Origin of the sequence: Verrucosispora sioxanthis (genome assembly GCF_010560025.1) — a bacterium.
In the GTDB taxonomy this organism is placed as follows: Bacteria; Actinomycetota; Actinomycetes; order Mycobacteriales; family Micromonosporaceae; genus Micromonospora; species Micromonospora palythoicola.
In genome coordinates this window covers 127,503-149,129 of record NZ_SAIY01000001.1, presented here as the reverse complement: position 1 = coordinate 149,129, position 21,627 = coordinate 127,503, and the positions used below count along the sequence as shown (strand labels likewise).

Genomic DNA, 21,627 nt, shown 5'->3' with positions numbered 1-21,627 from the left:
CGGAGATCACGACTCCCTCTCCCGGTGGAGGCCGCTCACCCGCCGGGCCGCACCACCCCGTGCTCGTACGCGAAGACCACCGCCTGCACCCGGTCGCGCAGACCCAGCTTGGCCAGCACCCGGCTGACGTGTGACTTCACCGTCGCCTCGCCCAGGTGCAGGTCGGCGGCGATCTCGGCGTTGCTGGCGCCCCCGGCGACGAGCACCAGGACCTCCCGTTCCCGAGGGGTCAGGCTGTCCAGCGCCGCCTCCGAACCGACGTCACCACCGGGTCTGTCGCCGGGGCGGGCGAAGGTGGCGATCACCCGCCGGGTGAGTTCCGGCGCGAGCAGCCCGTCGCCGCGGGCCACCACCCGGATCGCGTCGACCAGGGCCTCCGGTGTGCCGTTCTTGAGCAGGAAGCCGCTCGCCCCGGCGCGCAGCGCGGCGAAGAGGTAGTCGTCGCGGTCGAACGTGGTCAGCATCAGCACGGCCGGCCCGCCCGGCTCGTCGTCGGTGCTGATCCGCCGGGTGGCCTCCAGCCCGTCCATCCCGGGCATCTCCACGTCCATCAGCACCACGTCCGGGCGCAGCGCCCGGGTCATGCCGACGGCCCGCTCCCCGTCGGCGGCCTCGCCGACCACCTCGATGTCGTCCTCGATCTCCAGGATCACCCGGAAGCCGGTACGCACCAGGTGGTGGTCGTCGGCGAGGAGCACGCGGATCGGGCTCACGTCGAACTCCCTGCCGGCAGTGGGAAACGGACCCGCACCCGCCAGCCACCCCCGGTACGCGGACCCACCTCCAACTCACCGCCGTGGGTCGCGACCCGTTCCCGCATCCCGATCAGTCCCATCCCGTCGGCGTTCGCCGAGCGGCTGCCCCGACCGTCGTCACTCACCTCGACCTCCATCTCCTGTGCCAGATAGCGGACCCGGACGTCGAGCAGACTCGCTCCGGTGGCGTGCTTCAACACGTTCGTCACCGCCTCCTGCACCACCCGGAACGCCGCCTGGGAGACCGATTCGGGCAGCGACTGCGGATCGCCGTACACCCCCAGGGTGGCGCGTAGCCCGGCCTCGCCGGCCCGATCCACCAGGGCGGCTATCCGGTCGATCCCGGCCGGCTGCCGCGCGTTCTCCGGGTCGCCGTCGCGGGCCCGCAGTACGCCGAGCATCCGGCGCAACTCGTCGACCGCCTGACGGGCGGTCTCCTCGATGGCGGCGAGGGCGTCGCGGGCCTTCGCCGGATCCTTGTCGAAGACCCGGCGGCAGGCCGCCGCCTGCACGCCCATCACCGACACGTGGTGGGCGACCACGTCGTGCAGCTCACGGGCGATCCGTACCCGTTCGCCGACCACCGCGTGCTCGCGTACCTCGGCCTGCGACCGGCGCAACCGCTCCGCCTGCTCGGCCACCTGGTGTTCACGACGAGCGGCCACCCAGGCGGTCTCGCCGAAGAAGTACGCGAACCCGAAGTACAGCGCGTTGACCAGGATGCCGGTGACGATCGCGGCGAGCACCGGCGGCACCGGGCCGACAGCGTCGTCGAAGGACTCCGCGGTGAGCGTCCGGTAGTTGATCGACAAGGCGATCCCCATCCAGGTGAACATCGCAACGATCACGCCGATCCGCAGTCGGCGGGACAATCGACGGTCCCGGCCCCAGGCGCCCAGCGTGTAGATGGCGATGAACAGCGCCCAGGCGGAGAGCTGCCACTCGGGGACGGCCCGCACCTGCGAACCGATGAACGCGGCCGACACGGCCAGCGTGGCGGCGACGGGGAAGCGACGTCGCCAGATCAACGGCAGCGGCACCGCGACGGTCCAGAAGAGCTGCTCGACACCGGACGGCGGTGGGCCCAGCAAGAATGCCCCGGTGCTGCGGGCCAACGTCAGGCTGAGCAGGGCGAGAGCCGTCGCGGCCAGACCGGCGAACAGGTCCAGCCGTCGCTGCTCCGGCGTCGGCCCCGGCCGTCGCCAGTCGTCACCGGTCTCGGCCCGGCGCCACTCGTCGCTGGTCTCGGCGGTCTCGGTGGTCACCCTGGGCAGCATGCCATCCCCCCGCCGATCGCCATTCGCGTCGGGTGAGATCAGGCCGTCCGTCCGTCCACCGATCCTCACGGACAGTGCCTCCCGACCTCCCCCAACCAATACCCCTCTCCTCCCTTTGCTCTGCTTCAACGGACGCAATGTTCACGGAAAGTATCGAGGGATGCGACATGCGCGGCCGTGGGCCGTTGCAGCGCCCCTGCTCAGGCGCCAGTGCGTGGGTTGAAGCAGAGCAAAGCGTGCGAGGTGGATAGAGGTCGTCCGCGTTGCCGTGACTCGTAGTGACAATCACTGTCTGTGTCCGGTCCGTGTGTGGGCCCACCGAGGGCAGAGAGCACCGGCGGACCGGGCCGTGCGGCCGGGCGGGGCGATGGTCAGCCGGTGACGTCGCCGACCATCGGCGGCAGCGGACAGTGCAGCAGGCCGCAGATCGTCCGCAGCAACTCGATCTCGGGCACGGTCATCATCCCGTCGTGGCTGATCACCGCAACGGTGGCCGCCACCAGCCGTTCCTTGTCGCCGGGACGCAACCCGTCGAGCACCGGCCAGGCGGTCTCCAGGGCGAGCACGCCGTTTTCCGGCGGCGCGTACGGCAGGTTGGTGCCCGGCAGCAGCGTGCCCACGCCGGCCTGGTAGGCCCGTTCCGCCTCGCCTCGGTCAGGGTGCCCGACCTGCGCGAGGATGGCCAGCAGGGTGGCCGCCGCCGAGCGCGTGTCGGTGAGCTTGCGCCGGTCGGTACGCCAGCGCGAGTCCGGCCGTAGCGACTCCTCCAACTCGGCCAGCAACAGCCGGGACAGGCAGTACTCGGTCACGTTGATCGCGCCGTCCGCCTGGATCAACGTGAACACGGCAGCCAGCAGTGACTCCACCTCGGGGTCGGGCCGGTCGCGTAGCGCCGGGAAGGCCAGCTCGGCCAGCGGCAACCGCAGCTCGGCGGGGAGTTCGACCAGGTCGTCCGCCGCGCGCAGGGCAGCGTCGGCCAGGTGCTGGCCGTGCCGCTGGGCCACCGCGGCGTACTGGTGCTGCCGGACCTCCGGCTCGGCGCTGAGCAGCAGGCCGAGCAGCAGCGGTACGGCCGCCTCCCGGTCGCGGGCCCGGTCGAGCAGTGGATCCGGGATCCGGTCGAGGATGGCTGCGGCGTGGGTGTAGGCGCTCTCGGTCGGCGCGGCCACCCGGCCCAGCACCTCTTCCGGCGCGACGCGGATCCGCTCGCCGCGCCCGGGTGGCCCGGGCTGAGCCTGCCGCGCCCGGCCCGACGTCTCCGCCCCGCCGCAGCGGGCCGGCCTGGTGCGCCCGGCTGGCCTGGTGCGGCCGGGGCCAGACCCATCGCCACATCCTCCTGACGGCCGGACGGCGCCGCCGCCGCCCATCGCCGTGACAGTTGTTGCAGCTCGGCCGGATCGAACGACGGCTCCAGTGCCCTGATCCGGTCGGCGAGCGGGGGATGGGTGGCGAACCACGAGGTGCGGGCCGCCTCGCCGAAGAGCATGTGCCCCACCTCGTCGCGCTTCGGCGACTTCAGCTCGGAGCCGTCGCTGAGACCCCCGATCTTCTTCAGCGCCCCGGCGATGCCCCGGGTCTGGCGGGTGTACTGCACCGCGGAGGCGTCGGCCAGGTACTCCCGCTGCCGGGAGACCGACGCCTGGATGAGCCGCCCGGCGAGCACGCCGACGTAGCCGGCCACCAGCAGGGCCAGGCCCACCAGCGCCAGCGGGGCGGCGCTGCCGCCGCTGTTGTTGCCGCGCGACCGGCCGCCGCCGATGACTCCGGCGCGGGCCAGCCCGCGGCCGATCACGGTCAGGAAGAGGATGCCGAACAGCAGGCCCATCAACCGGATGTTGAGCCGCATGTCGCCGTTGACCACGTGACTGAACTCGTGGGCGATCACCCCCTGGAGTTCGTCCCGGTTGAGTCGCTGCAACGCGCCCCGGGTGACGGCGACGGCGGCGTCGGACGGGGTCCATCCCGCGGCGAAGGCGTTGATCGCCGTCTCCTCCGGCAGCACGTAGACCTCGGGGACGGGTACGCCGGAGGCCAGCGCCATCTCCTCGACGACGTTGCGCAGCCGGCGCAGCTCGGGGTCGGTGGTGTTCGCCGGCACCGGTACCCCGCCCAGCTCGCGGGCCACCTTCCCGCCGCCGCCGCGCAACGCGAGCGTACGGACCAGGGCGGCCAGCCCGATCGCGGCGAGGGTGGCGACGGTGACCATGGCGATGAACCCGGCGAGCTGGCCGGGATCGGCGGTGGTGGCGTTGAAGGCGACCAACGCCGCGACGTTCACCACCACCACGATCCCGACCACGGCCAGCACGAACAGCAGCACCAGCCGGGTCGACAGCCGACGCACCTGCCGTTGTCGCTCGAAGAAGTTCATCGCGGCCCGATCAGAACGAGACCTGCGGCGCCTGGCGCTGCTGCGGGTCGTCCGGCTGGAACAGCTCCGCCGGGCCGAACGAGAACATCCCCGCCACCACGCTGGAGGGGAACACCTCGCGCTTGTTGTTGTAGGCCATCACCGCGTCGTTGTACGCCTGCCGGGCGAACGCGACCCGGTTCTCCGTCGAGGTCAGCTCCTCCGACAGTTGCATCATGTTCTGGTTGGCCTTCAGGTCCGGGTACGCCTCGGAGAGCGCGAACAGCCGACCCAGGGTGGCGGTGAGCGCGTTCTCCGCGCCGCTGAGCTGCTGCATCGCCGCCGGGTCACCGGGAGCCGCGGCGGCGGTGGCCTGCGCGTTGACGGCGGCGTTGCGGGCGTTGATCACCGCCTCCAAGGTCTCCCGTTCGTGCTTGAGGTAGCCCTTGGCGGTCTCGACCAGGTTGGGGATCAGGTCGTGTCGCCGGACGAGTTGCACGTCGATCTGGGCGAAGGCGTTGCGGTACGCGTTGCGGGCCCGGACCAGCCCGTTGTAGATCGACACGCCGAAGCCGAGCACCGCCACGACGATCAACAACAGGCACACCAGTCCGATGATCAGTTCCACGGCCGCTCCCTCGGTGTGAGTCGGTACTTCCGCTGATCATCGTACGTTCGTCGGTCCAGGCCCGCTCCTGCTCAGCGCGCGGACCGACGCGCCTTGACCACGCTGTCGGCGATGTCCAGCAGGGTGATCGCGACGATCACCACGATGCTGATCCGGGCGACCGTGTCGAGACCGCCGTCGCGCAGCCAGGCGAAGCGGGTGACGAACTCCGGGTTGAGCAGCCGGTCGTCGAGCAGCAGCCAGATCGCCGGCACCGCGAACGCCAGGCTCAGCACGGCGTTGCCGACGACCAGCGGCCAGGTCCACCGGCGGGCACGGTACTTGCCGATCTCCAGGGCGATGCTGGCGAGCAGGACGACGATCAGCAGCGGCAGCCAGAACGTCCACAGCGCCGGATCGAGGATCGGCAGGCGCTCGCCGTCGGGCCCGACCACCGACTGGAAGTGCTGCCACGGCAGGAAGGCGATGAACAGGCCGAGGAACACGATCGAGGCGCACACGTCGGTGAGCGTGACGCCCCGTTCGGTGGGCAGCTCGGGTAGTTGGTCGACGCTCCACTCGGGCAGGTTCAGCGGGGTGCCGAGGCGTTCCAGCAGCGCGAAGACCAGGGTCACCCAGAAGGCGATCTGCACCGCGACGTTGAACGCCGCGACGATGCCCTCGCCGATCGCACCGGCCGGGTTGTCGGCGACGGTGGCCTGGAGTACGCCGATCAGCACCCCGACGATAGCGGGAATGGTGCTGAGCAGCACGATCAGCAGCCGCTGCCAGGCCAGGTAGTACGCCGGCCCGATGAGCTGCAGACGGCGGTCGGAGTATCGGGCGGCCAGTTGGGCGGGGTTGCCCAGCTCGGTGAGGACGGCGCGTTCGGCCGTCGCGGCGTCGAGCCCTTCGGCGGTCCGGCCGTCGATCATGTCGCCGATGGAGGCGCGCAGTTCGGTGGCGATCTCCTCGCGTCGCCCGGTGGGCACCGAGCGCAGGGTGGCAGCCAGGTAGCGGTCGGTCAGCGAGGTCATTCGGGGGCTCCTTCGATCAGGGTGCGCAGGGAGGTCTGTACGGCGGCGAGGTCGTCGAGCAGGCGTTCCAGCACCTGCTTGCCGGAGTCGCTGGTGCGGTAGAACTTCCGAGGCCGGCTCTCCTCGGTGTTCCACTCGCTGGTCAGCAGCCCCTGCTCCTCCAGCCGTCGCAGCAGGGGATAGAGGGTGTTCGCGTCGACCGGGAAGCCGTGTCCGGTGAGTCGTTGCAGCAGTGCGTAGCCGTAGTCGGGTCGGCGCAGCGCGACCAGGCTGGCCACCACCACGGTGCCCCGACGTAGTTCCTGTAGGTGGGTCCGTAACACGTCATCGCTGACCATGCGTCACACGATACTGTGCGACACACACCATTGTCTAGCACGCAACGATGTAACTGGCCCGTCCCGTGCCCGACGACGCGGGGCGCCCGGATGACCGGACGCCCCGCGTCGTCTCCCCGTCCCTCCGTAGGCCGCCTCAGCAGGTGCCGCCCTGCCGGAAGCCACGTTCCACGAAGGACGCCGGACCGACCTGGAAGGCGCCCACGCCGGACCGGATCGGATGCCCGGTGAACAGTTCCACCCGCGCGCCCACCCGCACCAGGTACGCCGTTGCGGTGCCCGCGTCGTTGCTGATCAGGCCGCCGCGCGGGCCGTAGATCGTCTCCAGGTCGGCGAAGGTCATGCCGACTCCCGCACCGGCGGGGGAGTAGGGCGGGACGGTGGCGGTGGTCACCTCGACCAGCCGGCCGTGCCGGAAGGCCAACAGGATCACGCCCGCCCAGGCGCCGGTCGCACCAGCCCGGACCACGCCGTCGCAGGTGGCGACGGACCAGTCGATCATTCCGGCGGCGGTGAGCCGGTCGAGACCGGCACCGATCCGGTACGGCCCGGCGCCCCGCACGCTCAACACACCGGTGTCGGTGGTGACCGGCGGCTGCGCGCCCACCACCACCGAGGGAGCCGAACGCGGCAGTGGTGCGGCCTGCGCCGGAGCTGCCCCGGCGAGGCCAAGAACGGTCGCGACTGCGACATACGCGAAACGGTGCACAGAAATCGCCTCCTCGGCATCGAGTTCCTACTCTCTTCGTCTCCCCAGCCACCCCTGCGGTTCGCCCCGTCCCCATCCGCCGGGGTGGTTGCTGCGGGGACGGGGGAGGGGGAGGGTTGCGGGAGAGGGTGGGGTGGGGCGGGTGGGGGTGCCGGGGCGGATCGGGGCGTACCGGGTGGAGCGCCTGCTCGGGGTGGGCTCGTTCGCGACCGTCTGGCTGGCGTACGACCCGAGGCTGGAGATCCGGGTGGCGATCAAGGTGCTGGCGGAGAACTGGCACCACGACGTTCGCGTCCGGGAACGCTTCCTGGACGAGGCCCGGCTGCTACGCCGGATGGAGGACGACCGGCTGGTCCGGGTACGCGTGGTGGGGGAACTGACGGACGGACGGCCCTACACGGTGCTCGACTGGGCTGACGGGGGCAGCCTCCGGGAGCGGCTCGCCGCCGGGCCCCTTCCCGTGGCGACCGCCCTGAACCTGCTCGCCGAGATCGCCGCCGGGGTGGCGGTGCTGCACCGGCACCGAGTGGTGCATCGTGACCTGACACCCGGCAACATCCTGTTCCGCTCGACCGCCGACGGTGAACGAGTGGTCATCGCCGACCTGGGTCTGGCCAAGGCGCTCGCCGTCGCCTCCGGGCTCACCATGCGCGCCGGCACGCCGGGTTACATGGCACCCGAGCAGGACGACCCGCTCGCGGTCGTCGACGAGCGCGCCGACGTGTACGCCCTCGGCCGACTCGGCCGGCGACTGCTCGCACAGCCGGTGCCGCAGCCCGTGGCGGCGGTTCTCCGGCGAGCCACCGCCACCCGCCCGGACGACAGGTACCTGGACGCCGAGGCGTTCCGCGCGGCCCTGCTGGCGGCGGCGCGGCAAACCCGGATCCGACCGCCCCGAGCACCGGACAGTGGCCGGCTCCCGCGCCCGGTACCCGCGGCGCCGACGCCCCGGTAGCTGCCGCACCGACACGGTGGCTGCGTGCGGTCGCGCTGACGGTGATCCTGGTGGCGGCGGCCGGCACAGTCTCGGCGGACTCGGCGACGCCCAGCGGTACGGCGAGAAGTGGTCCGCTGTCCGTCGTGCTGCCGGCCGGCTGGCGGGCGGCCGGCACCGGCTGGGCCGGGCGGTACGACCCGTCCGGCCGCCTCGAACCCGCGATGGTGATCTCGCCGGAGCCGCGCCGGTGGGCCGTCGACCCGCGCGTGCCGGGCGCCTTCCTCGGACTGTCGGAGGCCGCCGCCCGCCGCGGCGATCCGGCCACCTTCGTCGCCGAGCAGCCCCACGCCGACTGCACACCCACCTCGCCCCGACGGGTGCGGCTGGGCGGCCTGGACTGGGTGGTCGCCCGCTTCGACTGCCCACACGAGCGCCCGGTGCTGGTGGAGGCCGCCGCCCGGGCGCCCACCGGCCTGCTCTACGCCCAGGTCGTGCCCCCGCCCGGTGCCGGCGACGAGTTCGTGGACGCGTTGCTCGACGGGGTACGGGTACGACAGCCGGTCATCGCACCACCACCGTGAGCACGTGGGTGCCCGCCTCCCGGGGAATGAACACGTCCACGGTGCCGGTCCGGAGGAACCGGAGATCGACCACACCGGCCTCGTAGTTGCTGTCCACCAGGTCCTCGCGGTCCACCGTGACCTCACCCGGGCCGATGTCCCGCAGGCGCAGCACCCCGCCGGTGGCGAAGCAGAGCGACGACGGCAACGGCCCGGGGTCGGACAGGGGCAACTCGTACCGGACCGCGCCGAGGCAGGACTCGGACATGCTGGTGGCGGGTGTCGGGGAACGGGTGCTCCGTCGCGGGGTGGGCGGGCGGGGCGCCGGAGTCGACCGCACGGTCGGCACCGTCCCGACCGCCGGTGGGGCGCCGACAGGTGTTCCGCTCGGCCGGGCCGTCGACGGAAAGGCGGCACCGGCGACGGGGCAGACTGCGGTGCTGCGGTGGTGGACGCGGGTGGGCGTACCGGCAGCGGCGCGACCGGCTCGGCGGCAACCGGCGGCACCCGCGACGATCCCGACGGCCAGGGCCAGCACCGCCAGGCGGCGCGGGCCGGCCTGGTCAGCCGGCACCGGTGAGCCGCTGCCGGACCTGCCGGCGGGCCTCGTGGATGCGGGACTTGACCGTGCCCACGGGGATGTCGAGCAACTCGGCGATCTCGCGATAGTCGAGGTCGAGCACGTCCCGCAGGGTCAGCGCCTCGGCCAGGTCCGGTCGGACCGCGTCGAGGGCCTCCAGCAGATCGAGTCGGGTACCGGCGACCACGCTGGTGCGGCGCGGGTCGGGCCGGTCCGGCAGCGGGGCCCCGGCGGTCTCCATCAGCCACCGTCGGCGCAGCGCCCGGTAGGTCGAGCGGGCCCGGTTGGCGGTCAGCCGGTACAGCCAGGTGTGAAATGACGAGCGGCCCTCGAACCGGTGGATGCCGTGCGCCACCGCGAGCAGCGCGTCCTGGCAGGCCTCCTCCGCGTCCTCCCGGTTGGGCAGCAGCCGACCACACAGCCGCAGCACCTCCGGACGCACCGCCGCGAGCAGCGTGTCCAGGGCCGCCGGGTCGCCGCGCGCCGCGGCTGCGGCCAGGTCGTCGATCCCGTCCGCGAGGGTCATCGCGCCGTCCCGTGCTCGCCGGTGTTGCGGTGGCGTTCAGGCTACGCCGCCGCGACCGCCGTGTCCGGCCCCGAGTCCACCAGCCGACACGGCACGGGCGTCGGTGCCGTCGCCGAGGCGGGTCGAGCGGACCGGCGAGCGCCGCGCGCGGCGCGCTGGAGCGACCGGCGACGGCGGGGTTAGGGTTAGCGCCGACCGACTCGATCATCCGAACCGGGGGGCCTCCGCATGGGCGATTCGTTCGCGCATCTGCACGTGCACACGGAGTACTCGATGCTCGACGGGGCGGCCCGGCTCAAGGACCTGTTCGCCGAGGTCAAGCGGCAGGGGATGCCGGCGGTGGCGATGACCGACCACGGCAACATGCACGGCGCGAACGACTTCTACAAGCAGGCGATGGCCGCCGGGGTGACCCCGATCCTGGGCATCGAGGCGTACGTGGCGCCGGAGTCACGGTTCCACAAGTCGCGGGTGCGGTGGGGCCGGCCGGAGCAGAAGAGCGACGACGTCTCCGGCAGCGGTGGCTACACCCACAAGACCATCTGGGCGCGCAACAAGACCGGCCTGCACAACCTGTTCGCGCTGACCTCGCGCTCCTACACCGAGGGCTACTTCGTCAAGTGGCCCCGGATGGACGCCGAGCTGCTCGCCGAGTACGCCGACGGACTGATGGCCACCACCGGCTGCCCCTCCGGTGAGGTGCAGACCCGGCTGCGGCTCGGCCACGACGCGCAGGCCCTCGAAGCCGCCGCGAAGTACCAGGAGATCTTCGGCAGGGAGAACTACTTCCTGGAGCTGATGGACCACGGCCTGGACATCGAGAAGCGGGTCCGCGACGGGCTGCTGGAGATCGGCCGCAAGCTGAACATCCCGCCGGTGGTCACCAACGACTCGCACTACACCCACGAGGCGCAGTCCGAGGCGCACGACGTGCTGCTGTGCGTACAGACCGGCAGCAACGTCGCCGACCCGAACCGGTTCAAGTTCGGCGGCAGCGGCTACTACATCAAGTCCGCCGACGAGATGCGCGGCGTGGACCACTCCGACGCCTGGCTGGAGGGCTGCCGCAACACGCTGCTGGTGGCGGAACGGGTCGACCCGGCCGGGATGTTCGAGTTCCACAACCTGATGCCGCGCTTCCCGGTCCCCGAGGGCGAGACCGAGGAGTCCTGGTTCCGCAAGGAGACCTTCGCCGGCCTGGCCCGCCGGTACCCGGAGGGCATCCCCGAGGGGCACGTCGTGCAGGCCGAGTACGAGCTGGGTGTCATCATCCAGATGGGCTTCCCGTCGTACTTCCTCGTGGTGGCCGACTTCATCCAGTGGGCCAAGGCGCAGGGCATCGCCGTCGGTCCGGGCCGTGGTTCCGCAGCCGGATCCCTGGTCGCGTACGCCCTGGGCATCACCGACCTGGACCCGATCCCGCACGGGCTGATCTTCGAGCGTTTCCTCAACCCCGAGCGGGTCTCCATGCCGGATGTCGACATCGACTTCGACGAGCGTCGGCGCGGTGAGGTCATCAAGTACGTCACCGACAAGTGGGGCGAGGACAAGGTCGCCCAGATCGCCACCTTCGGCACGATCAAGGCGAAGGCCGCGATCAAGGACTCGGCCCGGGTGCTCGGCTACCCGTACGCGGTCGGCGACCGGATCACCAAGGCGATGCCACCGGCGGTGATGGGCAAGGACATCCCGCTCACCGGCATCTTCGACCCGAAGCACCCGCGCTACGCCGAGGCCGGCGAGATCCGCGGGCTGTACGAGTCCGACCCCGACGTCCGCAAGGTGATCGACACCGCCAAGGGCATCGAGGGGCTGATCCGGCAGACCGGGGTGCACGCCGCCGGCGTCATCATGTCCGCCGAGCCGATCATCGAGCACATCCCGCTGATGCGCCGGGACGCCGACGGGGCGATCATCACCCAGTTCGACTACCCGACGTGTGAGTCGCTCGGGTTGTTGAAGATGGACTTCCTCGGCCTGCGCAACCTGACCATCATCGACGACGCGCTGAAGAACATCGAGCTCAACCACGGACTCAAGGTCGACCTGCTCAAACTGCCGTTGGACGACAAACCGACGTACGAGTTGCTGGCCCGGGGCGACACCCTCGGCGTGTTCCAGCTCGACGGCGGGCCGATGCGGTCGCTGCTGCGGCTGATGAAGCCGGACAACTTCGAGGACATCTCCGCCGTCCTGGCGCTCTACCGACCCGGCCCGATGGGTGCCAACTCGCACACCAACTACGCGCTGCGCAAGAACGGGCTCCAGGAGATCACCCCGATCCACCCGGAGCTGGCCGAGCCGCTGGAGGAGATCCTCGGCCCGACCTACGGTCTGATCGTCTACCAGGAGCAGGTGCAGCGCGCCGCCCAGGTGCTCGCCGGGTACAGCCTCGGCAAGGCCGACCTGCTGCGCCGGGCGATGGGCAAGAAGAAGAAGGAGGTCCTCGACAAGGAGTTCATTCCGTTCCGCGACGGGATGCGGAGCAACGGCTACTCCGACGAGGCCATCAAGACCCTGTGGGACATCCTCGTCCCGTTCGCCGACTACGCCTTCAACAAGGCGCACACCGCCGGCTACGGGCTGGTGTCGTACTGGACCGGCTACCTGAAGGCCAACTACCCGGCCGAGTACATGGCGGCGCTGCTGACCTCCGTCGGTGACGACAAGGACAAGATGGCCATGTACCTGTCGGAGTGCCGGCGGATGGGCATCCAGGTGCTGCCGCCGGACGTGAACACCTCGGCCGGCCCGTTCACCCCGGTCGGCCGGGAGATCCGCTTCGGCCTCGGCGCGATCCGCAACGTCGGCGCGAACGTGGTCGCCGCGATCATGCGCTGCCGCGAGGAGAAGGGCGAGTACGCCGACTTCTACGACTTCCTGTCCAAGGTGGACGCGGTGGTCTGCAACAAGAAGACCATCGAATCCTTGATCAAGGCGGGGGCGTTCGACTCGCTGAAGCACCCCCGCAAGGGCCTGCTCGCCGTGCACGCCGACGCCATCGACGCGTACGCCGACGTCAAGCGCAAGGAGGCCGTCGGGCAGTACGACCTGTTCGGCGCGGGCTTCGGTGACGCCGAGGTGGCGACGAACACCACGGTCATGCCGGTCATCGCCGAGGGGGAGTGGGACAAGCGGGACAAGCTCGCCTTCGAGCGCGAGATGCTCGGCCTGTACGTCTCCGACCACCCCCTGTTCGGGTTGGAACACATCCTCGGTGCGGCGGCCGACACCACCATCGCTGCGCTGTCGGAGGAGGGCACCGTGCCCGACGGCGCGGTGGTCACCCTCGCCGGCATCCTCTCCGGCGTGCAGCGACGGGTCACCAAGCAGGGGCGGGCGTGGGCCTCGGCCACCCTGGAGGACCTGGCCGGCGGCGTGGAGACGTTGTTCTTCCCGAACACCTACGAGGTGATCGGGCAGTACATCGCCGAGGACGCGATCGTGGTGGTCAAGGGCCGGGTCGACCGGCGCGACGACACCCCGCGCATCATGGCGATGGACATGTCCCTGCCGGACGTCAGCACCAGCACGACGAACAAGCCGGTCACCCTCACCATCCCGGTGACCCGCTGCACCCCACCGCTCGTGGAACGCCTCAGGGAGACCCTGGTGCTGCACCCCGGCGACGCCGAGGTGCACGTCAAACTTCTCAACGGCACCCGCTCCACCACCCTGCGCCTGAGCCCGGTCCGCGTGGCCGCCACCACCGCCCTCATGGCCGACCTGAAAAGCGTCCTGGGCCCCGCCAACGTCACCTGACGTCCCCGTACCCCTCCGGGTGGGGGATAAGGGGTGGGGGCCACGAGGGGGGGATTGGCGCTTAGGGGTGGGAGGCGGGGCCACTAGCGTCGGGGTGTGGATCTGGAGCAGGCACAGAAGTTGTGGCAACCGCAGCCGGGCTGGCTGAACACCGCCAGCTACGGGTTGCCGCCCGACCCGGCCTGGGACGCGTTGCAGGACGCGCTGGCCGCCTGGCGGGTGGGGCGGGGAGCGTGGGAGGACTGGGGCACCGCCACCGACCGGTGTCGAACGGCGTTCGCCGACCTGGTCGCGGTGCCGGTGGCCGACGTCGCCGTCGGTGCCACCGTCTCCCAGTTGCTGGCGCCGGTCGCCGCCGCGCTGCCCACCGGTGCCCGGGTGCTGGTGCCCGAGGTCGAGTTCACCTCCAACCTGTTCCCCTGGCTGGTCCAGGCCGAGCGGGGCGTCGAGGTACGCACCGTCGCGCTGGCCGAGCTGGCCGCCTCGATCGACGCGGACACCGACCTGGTGGCGTTCAGCCTGGTGCAGTCCGCCGACGGCACTGTCGCCGCGTACGACGAGATCGTCGCGGCGGCCCGGGCGCACGGCGCGCTCGTCGCGGTGGACGCCACCCAGGCCTGCGGCTGGCTGCCGTTCGACGCGGCCCGTGCCGACGTCGTGGTGGCCGGCGGGTACAAGTGGCTGATGGCTCCCCGGGGCACCGCCTTCGCCTACCTGGCTCCCGGGCTGCGGGACCGGCTGCGACCCGACGCCGCCGGCTGGTACGCGGGCCGCGATCCGCATGCCTCCTACTACGGGCCGCCGCTGCGGCTGGCCGACGACGCCCGCCGGTTCGACCTGTCACCGGCCTGGTTCAGCTGGGTGGGTGCCGTACCCGCTCTGGAGCTGCTGCTGGAGATCGGTGTCGAGCAGGTGCGGGCGTACGACGTGGCGTTGGCCAACCGCTTCCTCGCCGGTCTGGGGCAGCCACCCGGGCACAGCGCGATCGTCACCGTCGAGGTGCCCGGCGCGCAGGAGAAGCTGGAACGCGCCGGGGTACGCGCGGCGGTGCGGGCCGGTCGCGTCCGGGCCTCGTTCCATCTCTACTCCACCACCGAGGACGTCGACCTGGCCCTCGACGCGCTCACCTCCTGACCGCGCCGGCCACGTCGCACCGGACGGCTCGCCGGTGTGCGGCCGGCGCCCGCCGCCCGCCCTCACCCGACCGGTGAGGGCGGGCGGCACTGTCCGCGGAGCGGTCTCCCGCCATCCCGACGGTGTCCGCGACGTCCCCCGGCCGCCGCCTCACTTGCCGGTGATGATGCCCGGGTTGATGCACAGCCCCGGCGAGCTGCCGTGCTTGTCCGCGATCTCCAGGCAGCGGGTCACCTTGTCCACCGTCGCGTTGGTCTCGGTGACCTGCTTCTGGATCTCGGCGTTGAGGCGGTCCTGTTCGAGGTTGCGCGTCTGCGCGAGCTTGTCCTGGAACGCCTTGATGTTGCCCTCGGTCTTGTCGTCGTGGTTGACCCGGGTGATGGTGACCGACAGGATCTCGACGTCCTCGGCCAACCGCCCCTCGGCGTTGGACTTGATGCTCGCCGAAAAGGGCTTGAGGTCGACGTTCAGGTTGCCGGTCTTCGAGTCGATGCGCTCCAGCGGGTTGTAGGTGGCGAAGGCGTCGTTGACCGCGCTGTCGAGTTGGACGCCGACGCGCTGCCCCCGGAAACTCTCGAAGTCACCCTTGTAGTCCATGAACTGCTGCGGGGCGTTCTCGGGCTGGACCTGCCACTCGATCAGCACCTCCACGCACGCGTCCGCGAGGGTGCCGGTACGTACCCGCACGCACTGGTCGTTGCCGATGTGGTCGTACTTCTGCCGCCCGGCGTCCCACTCGCCGACCCGCTGCCACGGGGTGACCCATTTCAGGCCGGAACCGGTGACCTCACCGGTCGGCTTGCCGAAGCTGGTGACGATGCCGACCGAGCGGATCGGCACCGAGTGGGCGCTCGACGCGACGGTGAGGATCGCCGTGCCGGCCAAAGCGCCGACCGCGGTCAGGACGCCGATCTGCCGCACCTGGGGTTGCGAGCTGAACAGGGCGACGGCGACGGCGACGATTGCGACGACGGCGGCGACGATGGCCAGGATGAAGCCGAAGGGCATGTCGGGACCTTTCCGGTGACGGCTCTTGCTGAGTTGATCATCAACGTAGCCGTCCGGGTCAAGGTCGTCGCGGGCGCATCCGTGACGGGGCCACCGAACGAATCCCCGTGGAGACCTGTCCACTGGGAGGGAGTCTGGTGTCTGGGGTACCGGTGCCGGCCGAGGTCGTGCAGGTCGCGCGCAAGCGCCTGACGGCCGCCGCCGAGGAGTTCGACCGCAGCCGGATCAGCGCGCTGGTCGTCGAACTGGCCGAGGAGTGGGGCGTGGTGCGGCTGTGGGACGACGTCTGCGTGCCGGTGCTCACCGCGTTCAGCGGGCGGGCCGCCGTCGGAATCGCCATCGAGCACGCCCTGTCCGAAGGCGTCCGAGCGGGGCTGGACGTGTTCCGCCGCGATCCGGGAGTCGGGCTGCCCACCGACGGCGTCCTGCTGGCCGGGGCTGAGCAGGAAGAACACTGCCTCGGACTGCACGCGCTCGCCGCCGCGTTGCGTGAGCGCGGCCAGGGCTGCCTGCTGGTCGGGCCGGCGTTGCCCTGGACGGCGTTGGCCAGCGCCGTCGACCGGGCCCGGCCACACACCGTCGCGGTCTGGTCCCAGTCGCCGGTGACCGGCCGGTCGTACCGCATCGGCCGGTTCGCCCGGGAGTTCCCGGCGGTCCGGGTGTACGCCGCCGGGCCCGGCTGGGTCGAGCCGCTCACCCCACCCGCAACGCGTCTCGGCTCGCTGTCCGCCGCCCTCCGGATGCTGTAGGCGGGCCGGGACGCGCTCGGTCCTCGCCACCGGCACGGTGACGCGCGTCATATCGATACGGATACGTTCCGTATCGTAAATGCTCTATGCTCAGAGCCGACGGGATCCGAATCGAAGACCGGGGGCGGAGATGCAGCCGAGCGAGAACACCGGACATCCGAGGAGGTGGGCGATCCTCGGGGTGCTGGTGATCAGCCTGCTCGTGGTCGTCCTCGACAACACCATCCTCAACGTCGCGCTACGCACCCTCGCCGATCCGGTACACGGGCTCGGGGCGAGCCAGGGCGAGCTGGAATGGTCGATCAACTCCTACACTCTGGTCTTCGCCGGGCTGCTGTTCACCTTCGGAGTGTTGGGGGATCGGGCCGGCCGGCGCCGGATGCTGCTGATCGGGCTGGCGCTCTTCGGCCTGGCGTCCCTGCTGTCGGCGTACGCGCAGACGCCCGGCCAGTTGATCGTGGCCCGGGCCCTGATGGGGGTCGGCGGCGCGGCCATCATGCCGGCGACGTTGTCGATCATCTCCAACGTCTTCGACCCCCGGGAGCGCGGACGCGCCATCGGCGTCTGGGCCGGCTCGGTCGGTCTGGCGGTGGCCATCGGGCCGGTCCTCGGCGGGCTGCTGCTGGAGCACTACTGGTGGGGCTCGGTCTTCCTGATCAACGTGCCGGTGGTGGCGCTCGGCGTGGCCCTGGTCGCGTTGCTGGTGCCCGAGTCGCGCGACCCGCGACCGGGCCGCATCGACGCGTTCGGTGTGCTGCTCTCGGTGGTCGGCCTGGTCGCCCTCACCTACGGCATCATCGACGGCGGCGAACACGGTTTCGGTCGACCCCTGGTCTGGGCCTCGATCCTCGGCGGCGTCGCGGTGCTGGCCTGGTTCGTCCTGCACGAGCGCCGCAGCAGCCACCCGGCGCTTGACGTCCGACTGTTCCGGGTGCCCCGGTTCGCCGCCCCGGTGGCGATGATCGGGCTGGTCTTCTTCGCCGCGATGGGCGTGATGTTCTTCAGCTCGTTCTACCTGCAACTGGTGCGCGGCTACAGCCCGCTCGAGACCGGCCTGCTCTTCCTGCCCTTCGCGGTCGCCCAACTCGTCTTCGCCCCGCGCAGCGCCACCATGGTCCGCAGGTACGGCAGCCGGGCGGTGTCGGTGGTGGGGCTGGTGCTGACCTCGGTGGCGTTGAGCGCGTTCGCCTTCGTCGACGCCGCCACGCCCATCTGGCTGGTGCTTGTCGCCTTCTTCCTACAGGGCGTCGGGATGGCCAACATCATGCCGCCGGCCACCGAATCGATCATGTCGGCGCTGCCCCGGGAGAAGGCCGGCGTGGGCTCCGCGATCAGCAACACCATCCGGCAGGTGGCCGCCGCGCTCGGCGTCGCGGTGATCGGCTCGGTGCTGGCCGCCGGCTACCGCAACGGGATCGAACCGGCCCTGGCGGATCTGCCGTCGGCAGCCGGCGAAGCGGCCGGTGAGTCCATCGCCGGCGCGTACGCGGCAGCCGGCCAGCTCGGCCCGGCGGGCCCGCAACTGATCGCGGCGGCGAACGACTCCTTCGTCTCGGCCATGCATCTCTCGGCCGCGCTGGCCGCGCTGGTCGCCGCGGCCGGCATCCTGGTGGCTCTGCGCTTCATGCCCGGCCGGGCCACCACCGGCGGGCCGGTGATGATCGGCGAGCCCGGGTTGGCCACTGCCACGTCCGGGCAGGGACAATGAGGGGATGACAAGCACCGCGGACGCTGCGCGACCACCCGGGCGGCCACGCAGCGTCCGCGCGGACGAGGCGATCGTCGAGGCCACCCTGGATCTGCTCGCGGAGGGCAGCACCATCGAGACGATCTCGGTCGAGGCGATCGCCGCGCGGGCCGGGGTGGGCAAGGCCACCATCTACCGCCGCTGGCCGGGCAAGGACGCACTGCTGCGTGACGCGTTGCGCCGGCTCAAGGGCGATCCGCCGCAGCCGTCCGGAGGGTCCGTCCGCGAGGACCTGATCACGCTGGTGAGCGCAATCGGTCACAACGTCGACCCGCGCGCGGCGCAGATCATGCCCTGTCTGGTGCCGGAGATGAAGCGCAGCCCCGAGCAGTACGCGTTCTACCAGAGCATCGTGGAGCCCCGCCGGGCGGCGATGCGGGAGGTGCTGCGCCGTGGCGTCCGCGAGGGCGAACTGCGCGCCGACATCGACATCGAGGTGACGATGGCGATGCTCACCGGGCCGATGCTCATCCAACGGGTGCTGAACTGGAACCCGGACCTCGACGAGGCGACGCTGCCGGAGAAGGTGGTCGACGGCGTGCTGGCCGGTATTCGCGCTCGCTGACCGGCGCCGCCGACACATCGCAGGGCGCACGGTGCCCGACGGTCGCTCAGCCGGCCGGCGTACGCAGTCGGTGCAGGCGCAGGGCCAACTGCACCTCCAGGGCCCGATCCGGTCGCTGCCAGTCGGCACCGAGCAGCTGCCCGACCCGCTCCAGGCGCTGCGTCACCGTGTTGACGTGCACGTGCAACTGCTCGGCGGCCCGGGCCAGGCTGCCACCCACCCCGAAGTACGCCTCCAGGGTCCGCACCAACGCGGTGCCCCGGCGGGCGTCGTATTCGAGCACCGGCCCGATGGTCGTGCTGAGGAACCGGCTCACGTCGGCGTCGCCGTCGTCGTCGACGGCGCCCAGCAGCAGCCCGACGAAACCCAGCTCGGCGCTGCTCGCCCCCTGCCCGGCCCGGCCCAGCGCCCCGAGCGCGGTCAGGCACCGGTCCGCCTCCCGAAAGGCCGCGGCCAGCGACGCCGGGCCCGTCGACGGGCCGCTGGCTCCGGCGGTCACCGGTCGCCCGGTGATCCGGGACAGGTCCCGGGCCACCGCCCGGGCGCTGCCACCGGCGTCCTGACCGGGCAGCATCAGCGCCACCCGGCCGTCGCGCGCCGCGGCCAACCGCCCCGGGTCGAGGCGTACGTGGTGGCCCAGGAGAGCACCCGCTGCCGGGCGGAACCGGTCGCCGCGATGGCGTCGTCGCCGACGGCCACCAGCACGTGCGGTGCGTCCAGATCCACGCCAAGCCGACGTGCCCGGCTGCGCAGCGCGTCGGTGTCCCGCAGTGGCCGGGCGACCAGATCGTCGAGCAACTCGCCCCGGACCCGCCCCTCCGCCTCGGCGACGGTACGCCGGAACAGCAGCAGCAGCGCGGTCACCAGCGCCGCCCGCTCCAGGATCCGCTGGTCGGCATCGGCCGGCTCGCCGTCGGGACGCAGCACCAGCACGCCCAGGTTCTCCGCGCCGGCCACCACGGCCGCGTACCACAACGCCCCCGGCGTACGCTGCGCCCCTCGGTCCGCGACGCCGCGACCGCCGCCACGATCTCCGCCCGGTCCGGCTCGTCGATCTCGCCGACCTGGGCCAGCCGCCGTCCCTCGGCGTCCAGCGCCAGCAGCGCGCCACCGAGCACGTCGGTGACGGCCGCGGCCAGGTCCTCCACCCCGCCGCCGCGCAACACCAGCGCGGTCATCCGGTCGTGCGCCGCCGCGGCCGCTCCACCGAACTGCTGTGCGCCCGGATCGTGGTGTTCGCCGACGACAGCTCCGCCAACGCCGAGCGGGTCTCGGCCAGCAGCCGCGCGGTGTCGATCGCCACCGCGGCGTGGGCCGCCAGCGAGAGCAGCAGCGCCACCTCCTCCCGGGCGAACGGCCGGGCCGAGCGGTTGGCCGCGTAGAGCACGCCGATGCTCGTCGAGCCGAGTCGCAGCGGCACCCCGAGGATGGCGACCAGCCCTTCCTCACCCACCCCGGCGTCGATCTCCCGGGTGTGGTGGAACCGCTCGTCCTCCGGATAGTTCGCGGTCACGTAGGGGGCGCCGGACTGGGCCACCAGACCGCCGAGCCCGGCGCCCATGGGCAGCCGAAGCCGCTGGAAGCGGGCGGAGACCGAACCGTCGGTCACCCGCATGTAGGTGTCGCCGCGCTCGGCGTCGTCGAGCGTCATGTAGGCGACGTCCGCGCCCAGCAGGTGCCGGGCCCGGTGCACGATCGCCCGCAGCACCTCGTCCAGGTCGCGCAGCCCGGCCAGGTCGCTGACCGTGTCGTACAGGCCGGACAGCTCGCTCTCCCGACGGCGGCGGCGTTCCAGCAGTGCCCGGACCCGCAACGCCACCGTCTTTGCCTGTTCCAACTCGGCGAGACGCTCGGCGGGCAGCCCGGCCGAGCGGGCGGCGACCAGCGGTCCCTCGAACTCGACCGCGGCGGCCTCCCGGGCGAGCAGTTCCAGGAACTCCACCGGCGAGGACATGACCGACATTCTGCGGGTGGCCGGCGTCAGTTCGCCGTCCAACCCCCGTCGAGCGCGATCGAGGCACCGGTGAGGAACGCCGCCGGCGGCGCGCAGAGGTACGCCATCAGCTCCGCCACCTCCTCCGGCTCGATCAGCCGCTTGACCGCCGCGCGGGCCAACATGATCTTTTCGATCACCTCGGACTCGGGGATGCCGTGGGCGGTCGACTGGTCGGCGATCTGGCTCTCCACCAGCGCGGTACGCACGTACGCCGGGTTGATGCAGTTCGCCGTCACCCCGTGTGCCGCGCCCTCCAGCGCCACCACCTTCGACAGCCCTTCCAGCGCGTGCTTCGCCGAGACGTACGCCGCCTTGTACGGCGAGGCGCGCAGCCCGTGCACCGAGGAGATGTTCACGATCCGGCCCCAACCACGGGCGTACATGTGCGGCAACGCCCGCCGGATCAGCAGGAACGGCGCCTCCACCATCACCCGCTGGATGTACTCGAAACGCTCGACCGGAAAGTCCTGGAGCGGCGCCACGTGTTGCAGTCCGGCGTTGTTGACCACGATGTCGACGTCGGCGTCGAGGGCGTCCACCGCCGCCGGATCGGCGAGGTCCACCCCCTCGGCCCGGCCGCCGGCCTCGGCGGCCACCAGCTTGGCCGCCTCGACGTTGCGGTCGACCACCACGACCGTGGCGCCGGCCGCGGCCAGCCGCAGGGCGCAGGCCCGGCCGATGCCGCCGCCCCCGCCCGTCACGAGGGCGGTACGACCGGTCAGGTCGACGTTCACGACGTGGGGGACCGCCACGGGTTCTGCCGTCATGGCGCATGAAGTTACGAGCTGTGTGGTCGGGCGCACATGGGATGGTGGCACATACTCCCGCCGTACTGTGTGGTCGTCCGCTACATCTCCGTCGCCGTTGCCACGGCGGTCGCGGTTCCGCGCGGCCATCCGGTCCTCACGGTCGTGTCCGGCGGCGTGCCGGGGCGGGCGTGTCCCGCGACGCGCCGTGGTGGCGGCATCGGTAGGGTGTCGAACACACGTA

At 71.7% G+C, this 21,627-nt stretch carries 24 protein-coding genes; 8 read left to right on the top strand and 16 right to left on the bottom strand.

From position 1 onward, the window contains the following. Positions 1-35: 35 nt before the first annotated feature. From ENC19_RS00695 to ENC19_RS00665, 8 genes are all read right to left on the bottom strand, one after another. Positions 36-713, bottom strand: a complete 678-nt coding sequence (locus tag ENC19_RS00695) for a response regulator (protein ID WP_164445221.1) — start codon at positions 711-713, stop codon at positions 36-38. Then, entirely contained in the window at positions 710-2,020 is a 1,311-nt protein-coding gene (locus ENC19_RS00690) for a sensor histidine kinase (RefSeq protein WP_281601535.1), read from the bottom strand. Before ENC19_RS00690 ends, ENC19_RS00695 begins: the two co-directional genes overlap by 4 nt. A 383-nt stretch (positions 2,021-2,403) precedes the next feature. After that, positions 2,404-2,952: a hypothetical protein gene (locus ENC19_RS29455; RefSeq protein WP_208020787.1), complete on the bottom strand. Its 549-nt coding sequence runs from the start codon at positions 2,950-2,952 to the stop codon at positions 2,404-2,406. Continuing rightward, positions 2,865-4,403, bottom strand: a complete 1,539-nt coding sequence (locus ENC19_RS00685) for a M48 family metallopeptidase (RefSeq protein ID WP_208020786.1) — start codon at positions 4,401-4,403, stop codon at positions 2,865-2,867. The genes ENC19_RS29455 and ENC19_RS00685 overlap by 88 nt, the downstream gene beginning before the upstream one ends. A 10-nt stretch (positions 4,404-4,413) precedes the next feature. Then, positions 4,414-5,010, bottom strand: coding sequence for a LemA family protein (locus tag ENC19_RS00680; protein WP_216592533.1), 597 nt, complete (start codon positions 5,008-5,010; stop codon positions 4,414-4,416). A gap of 71 nt (positions 5,011-5,081) precedes the next feature. Continuing rightward, positions 5,082-6,026, bottom strand: coding sequence for a permease prefix domain 1-containing protein (locus ENC19_RS00675; protein WP_164445219.1), 945 nt, complete (start codon positions 6,024-6,026; stop codon positions 5,082-5,084). Continuing rightward, entirely contained in the window at positions 6,023-6,364 is a 342-nt protein-coding gene (locus ENC19_RS00670) for a PadR family transcriptional regulator (RefSeq protein ID WP_164445218.1), read from the bottom strand. The genes ENC19_RS00675 and ENC19_RS00670 overlap by 4 nt, the downstream gene beginning before the upstream one ends. Positions 6,365-6,500: 136 nt before the next feature. Beyond that, positions 6,501-6,977, bottom strand: coding sequence for a hypothetical protein (locus tag ENC19_RS00665; protein ID WP_309246114.1), 477 nt, complete (start codon positions 6,975-6,977; stop codon positions 6,501-6,503). 238 nt (positions 6,978-7,215) lie between these two features. Between ENC19_RS00665 and ENC19_RS00660 the strand changes: the two genes are divergently transcribed. Both ENC19_RS00660 and ENC19_RS00655 read left to right on the top strand, forming a co-directional pair. Beyond that, on the top strand, positions 7,216-8,028 hold the full coding sequence (locus tag ENC19_RS00660; protein WP_164445216.1) for a serine/threonine-protein kinase: 813 nt from the start codon (positions 7,216-7,218) through the stop codon (positions 8,026-8,028). Positions 8,029-8,078: 50 nt separating this feature from the next. Then, positions 8,079-8,591 (top strand): hypothetical protein, encoded by a 513-nt coding sequence (locus ENC19_RS00655; protein ID WP_164445215.1) that lies wholly within the window; start codon positions 8,079-8,081, stop codon positions 8,589-8,591. Here the strand turns inward: ENC19_RS00655 and ENC19_RS29745 are convergent. Beyond that, on the bottom strand, positions 8,572-8,838 hold the full coding sequence (locus tag ENC19_RS29745; protein WP_216592532.1) for a hypothetical protein: 267 nt from the start codon (positions 8,836-8,838) through the stop codon (positions 8,572-8,574). The two genes, ENC19_RS00655 and ENC19_RS29745, sit on opposite strands and share 20 nt — an antisense overlap. 177 nt (positions 8,839-9,015) lie before the next feature. Here ENC19_RS29745 and ENC19_RS30835 point away from each other — a divergent pair, with 177 nt between their 5' ends. Continuing rightward, on the top strand, positions 9,016-9,150 hold the full coding sequence (locus ENC19_RS30835; protein WP_268967957.1) for a hypothetical protein: 135 nt from the start codon (positions 9,016-9,018) through the stop codon (positions 9,148-9,150). Here the strand turns inward: ENC19_RS30835 and ENC19_RS00645 are convergent. Next, positions 9,134-9,676, bottom strand: coding sequence for an RNA polymerase sigma factor (locus tag ENC19_RS00645; RefSeq protein WP_164445214.1), 543 nt, complete (start codon positions 9,674-9,676; stop codon positions 9,134-9,136). The genes ENC19_RS30835 and ENC19_RS00645 overlap by 17 nt on opposite strands. Positions 9,677-9,904: 228 nt before the next feature. Between ENC19_RS00645 and dnaE the strand changes: the two genes are divergently transcribed. Then, positions 9,905-13,438 (top strand): DNA polymerase III subunit alpha, encoded by a 3,534-nt coding sequence (gene dnaE / locus ENC19_RS00640; RefSeq protein ID WP_164445213.1) that lies wholly within the window; start codon positions 9,905-9,907, stop codon positions 13,436-13,438. A gap of 96 nt (positions 13,439-13,534) precedes the next feature. After that, complete coding sequence (locus ENC19_RS00635) at positions 13,535-14,572, top strand: aminotransferase class V-fold PLP-dependent enzyme (protein WP_164445212.1); 1,038 nt, start codon at positions 13,535-13,537, stop codon at positions 14,570-14,572. 150 nt (positions 14,573-14,722) lie between these two features. Here ENC19_RS00635 and ENC19_RS00630 read toward each other — a convergent pair whose 3' ends face one another. Beyond that, complete coding sequence (locus ENC19_RS00630; protein WP_164445211.1) at positions 14,723-15,580, bottom strand: SPFH domain-containing protein; 858 nt, start codon at positions 15,578-15,580, stop codon at positions 14,723-14,725. A 137-nt stretch (positions 15,581-15,717) separates the two neighbouring features. Here ENC19_RS00630 and ENC19_RS00625 point away from each other — a divergent pair, with 137 nt between their 5' ends. From ENC19_RS00625 to ENC19_RS00615, 3 genes are all read left to right on the top strand, one after another. Further along, positions 15,718-16,329 carry a transcriptional regulator gene (locus tag ENC19_RS00625; RefSeq protein ID WP_328824127.1) on the top strand — a complete coding sequence of 204 codons (612 nt, stop codon included), beginning with the start codon at positions 15,718-15,720 and terminating at the stop codon, positions 16,327-16,329. Positions 16,330-16,459: 130 nt separating this feature from the next. Then, positions 16,460-18,037 carry an MFS transporter gene (locus ENC19_RS00620; RefSeq protein ID WP_164445210.1) on the top strand — a complete coding sequence of 526 codons (1,578 nt, stop codon included), beginning with the start codon at positions 16,460-16,462 and terminating at the stop codon, positions 18,035-18,037. A 4-nt stretch (positions 18,038-18,041) separates the two neighbouring features. Continuing rightward, a complete protein-coding gene (locus tag ENC19_RS00615) occupies positions 18,042-18,641 on the top strand; it encodes a TetR/AcrR family transcriptional regulator (RefSeq protein WP_164445209.1) in 600 nt (199 codons plus the stop codon). A gap of 46 nt (positions 18,642-18,687) precedes the next feature. On the opposite strand, the gene ENC19_RS31185 is transcribed toward ENC19_RS00615, so the two are convergent. Genes ENC19_RS31185 through ENC19_RS00605 form a run of 5 tightly spaced genes read right to left on the bottom strand, consistent with a single transcriptional unit; the run spans position 18,688 to position 21,404 of the window. Then, positions 18,688-19,281, bottom strand: a complete 594-nt coding sequence (locus tag ENC19_RS31185) for a PucR family transcriptional regulator (RefSeq protein WP_328824144.1) — start codon at positions 19,279-19,281, stop codon at positions 18,688-18,690. After that, positions 19,215-19,598 (bottom strand): CdaR family protein, encoded by a 384-nt coding sequence (locus ENC19_RS31180; RefSeq protein WP_328824153.1) that lies wholly within the window; start codon positions 19,596-19,598, stop codon positions 19,215-19,217. Before ENC19_RS31180 ends, ENC19_RS31185 begins: the two co-directional genes overlap by 67 nt. After that, positions 19,502-19,819, bottom strand: a complete 318-nt coding sequence (locus ENC19_RS31175; protein ID WP_328824126.1) for a hypothetical protein — start codon at positions 19,817-19,819, stop codon at positions 19,502-19,504. Before ENC19_RS31175 ends, ENC19_RS31180 begins: the two co-directional genes overlap by 97 nt. Next, positions 19,816-20,595, bottom strand: a complete 780-nt coding sequence (locus ENC19_RS31170; protein WP_328824125.1) for a GAF domain-containing protein — start codon at positions 20,593-20,595, stop codon at positions 19,816-19,818. The genes ENC19_RS31175 and ENC19_RS31170 overlap by 4 nt, the downstream gene beginning before the upstream one ends. A 26-nt stretch (positions 20,596-20,621) precedes the next feature. Next, on the bottom strand, positions 20,622-21,404 hold the full coding sequence (locus ENC19_RS00605) for a 3-hydroxybutyrate dehydrogenase (protein WP_164445208.1): 783 nt from the start codon (positions 21,402-21,404) through the stop codon (positions 20,622-20,624). Positions 21,405-21,627: the final 223 nt, after the last annotated feature.

What these genes read in the sequence shown, in the direction of transcription:
- ENC19_RS00685 (WP_208020786.1), bottom strand. Translation starts at nt 4,403, where the DNA reads ATGAACTTCTTCGAGCGACAACGGCAGGTGCGTCGGCTGTCGACCCGG.
- ENC19_RS00675 (WP_164445219.1), bottom strand. Translation starts at nt 6,026, where the DNA reads ATGACCTCGCTGACCGACCGCTACCTGGCTGCCACCCTGCGCTCGGTG.
- ENC19_RS00670 (WP_164445218.1), bottom strand. Translation starts at nt 6,364, where the DNA reads ATGGTCAGCGATGACGTGTTACGGACCCACCTACAGGAACTACGTCGG.
- ENC19_RS29745 (WP_216592532.1), bottom strand. Translation starts at nt 8,838, where the DNA reads ATGTCCGAGTCCTGCCTCGGCGCGGTCCGGTACGAGTTGCCCCTGTCC.
- ENC19_RS00645 (WP_164445214.1), bottom strand. Translation starts at nt 9,676, where the DNA reads ATGACCCTCGCGGACGGGATCGACGACCTGGCCGCAGCCGCGGCGCGC.
- dnaE (WP_164445213.1), top strand. Translation starts at nt 9,905, where the DNA reads ATGGGCGATTCGTTCGCGCATCTGCACGTGCACACGGAGTACTCGATG.
- ENC19_RS00630 (WP_164445211.1), bottom strand. Translation starts at nt 15,580, where the DNA reads ATGCCCTTCGGCTTCATCCTGGCCATCGTCGCCGCCGTCGTCGCAATC.
- ENC19_RS00620 (WP_164445210.1), top strand. Translation starts at nt 16,460, where the DNA reads ATGCAGCCGAGCGAGAACACCGGACATCCGAGGAGGTGGGCGATCCTC.
- ENC19_RS00615 (WP_164445209.1), top strand. Translation starts at nt 18,042, where the DNA reads ATGACAAGCACCGCGGACGCTGCGCGACCACCCGGGCGGCCACGCAGC.
- ENC19_RS31175 (WP_328824126.1), bottom strand. Translation starts at nt 19,819, where the DNA reads ATGACCGCGCTGGTGTTGCGCGGCGGCGGGGTGGAGGACCTGGCCGCG.
- ENC19_RS31170 (WP_328824125.1), bottom strand. Translation starts at nt 20,595, where the DNA reads ATGTCCTCGCCGGTGGAGTTCCTGGAACTGCTCGCCCGGGAGGCCGCC.
- ENC19_RS00605 (WP_164445208.1), bottom strand. Translation starts at nt 21,404, where the DNA reads ATGACGGCAGAACCCGTGGCGGTCCCCCACGTCGTGAACGTCGACCTG.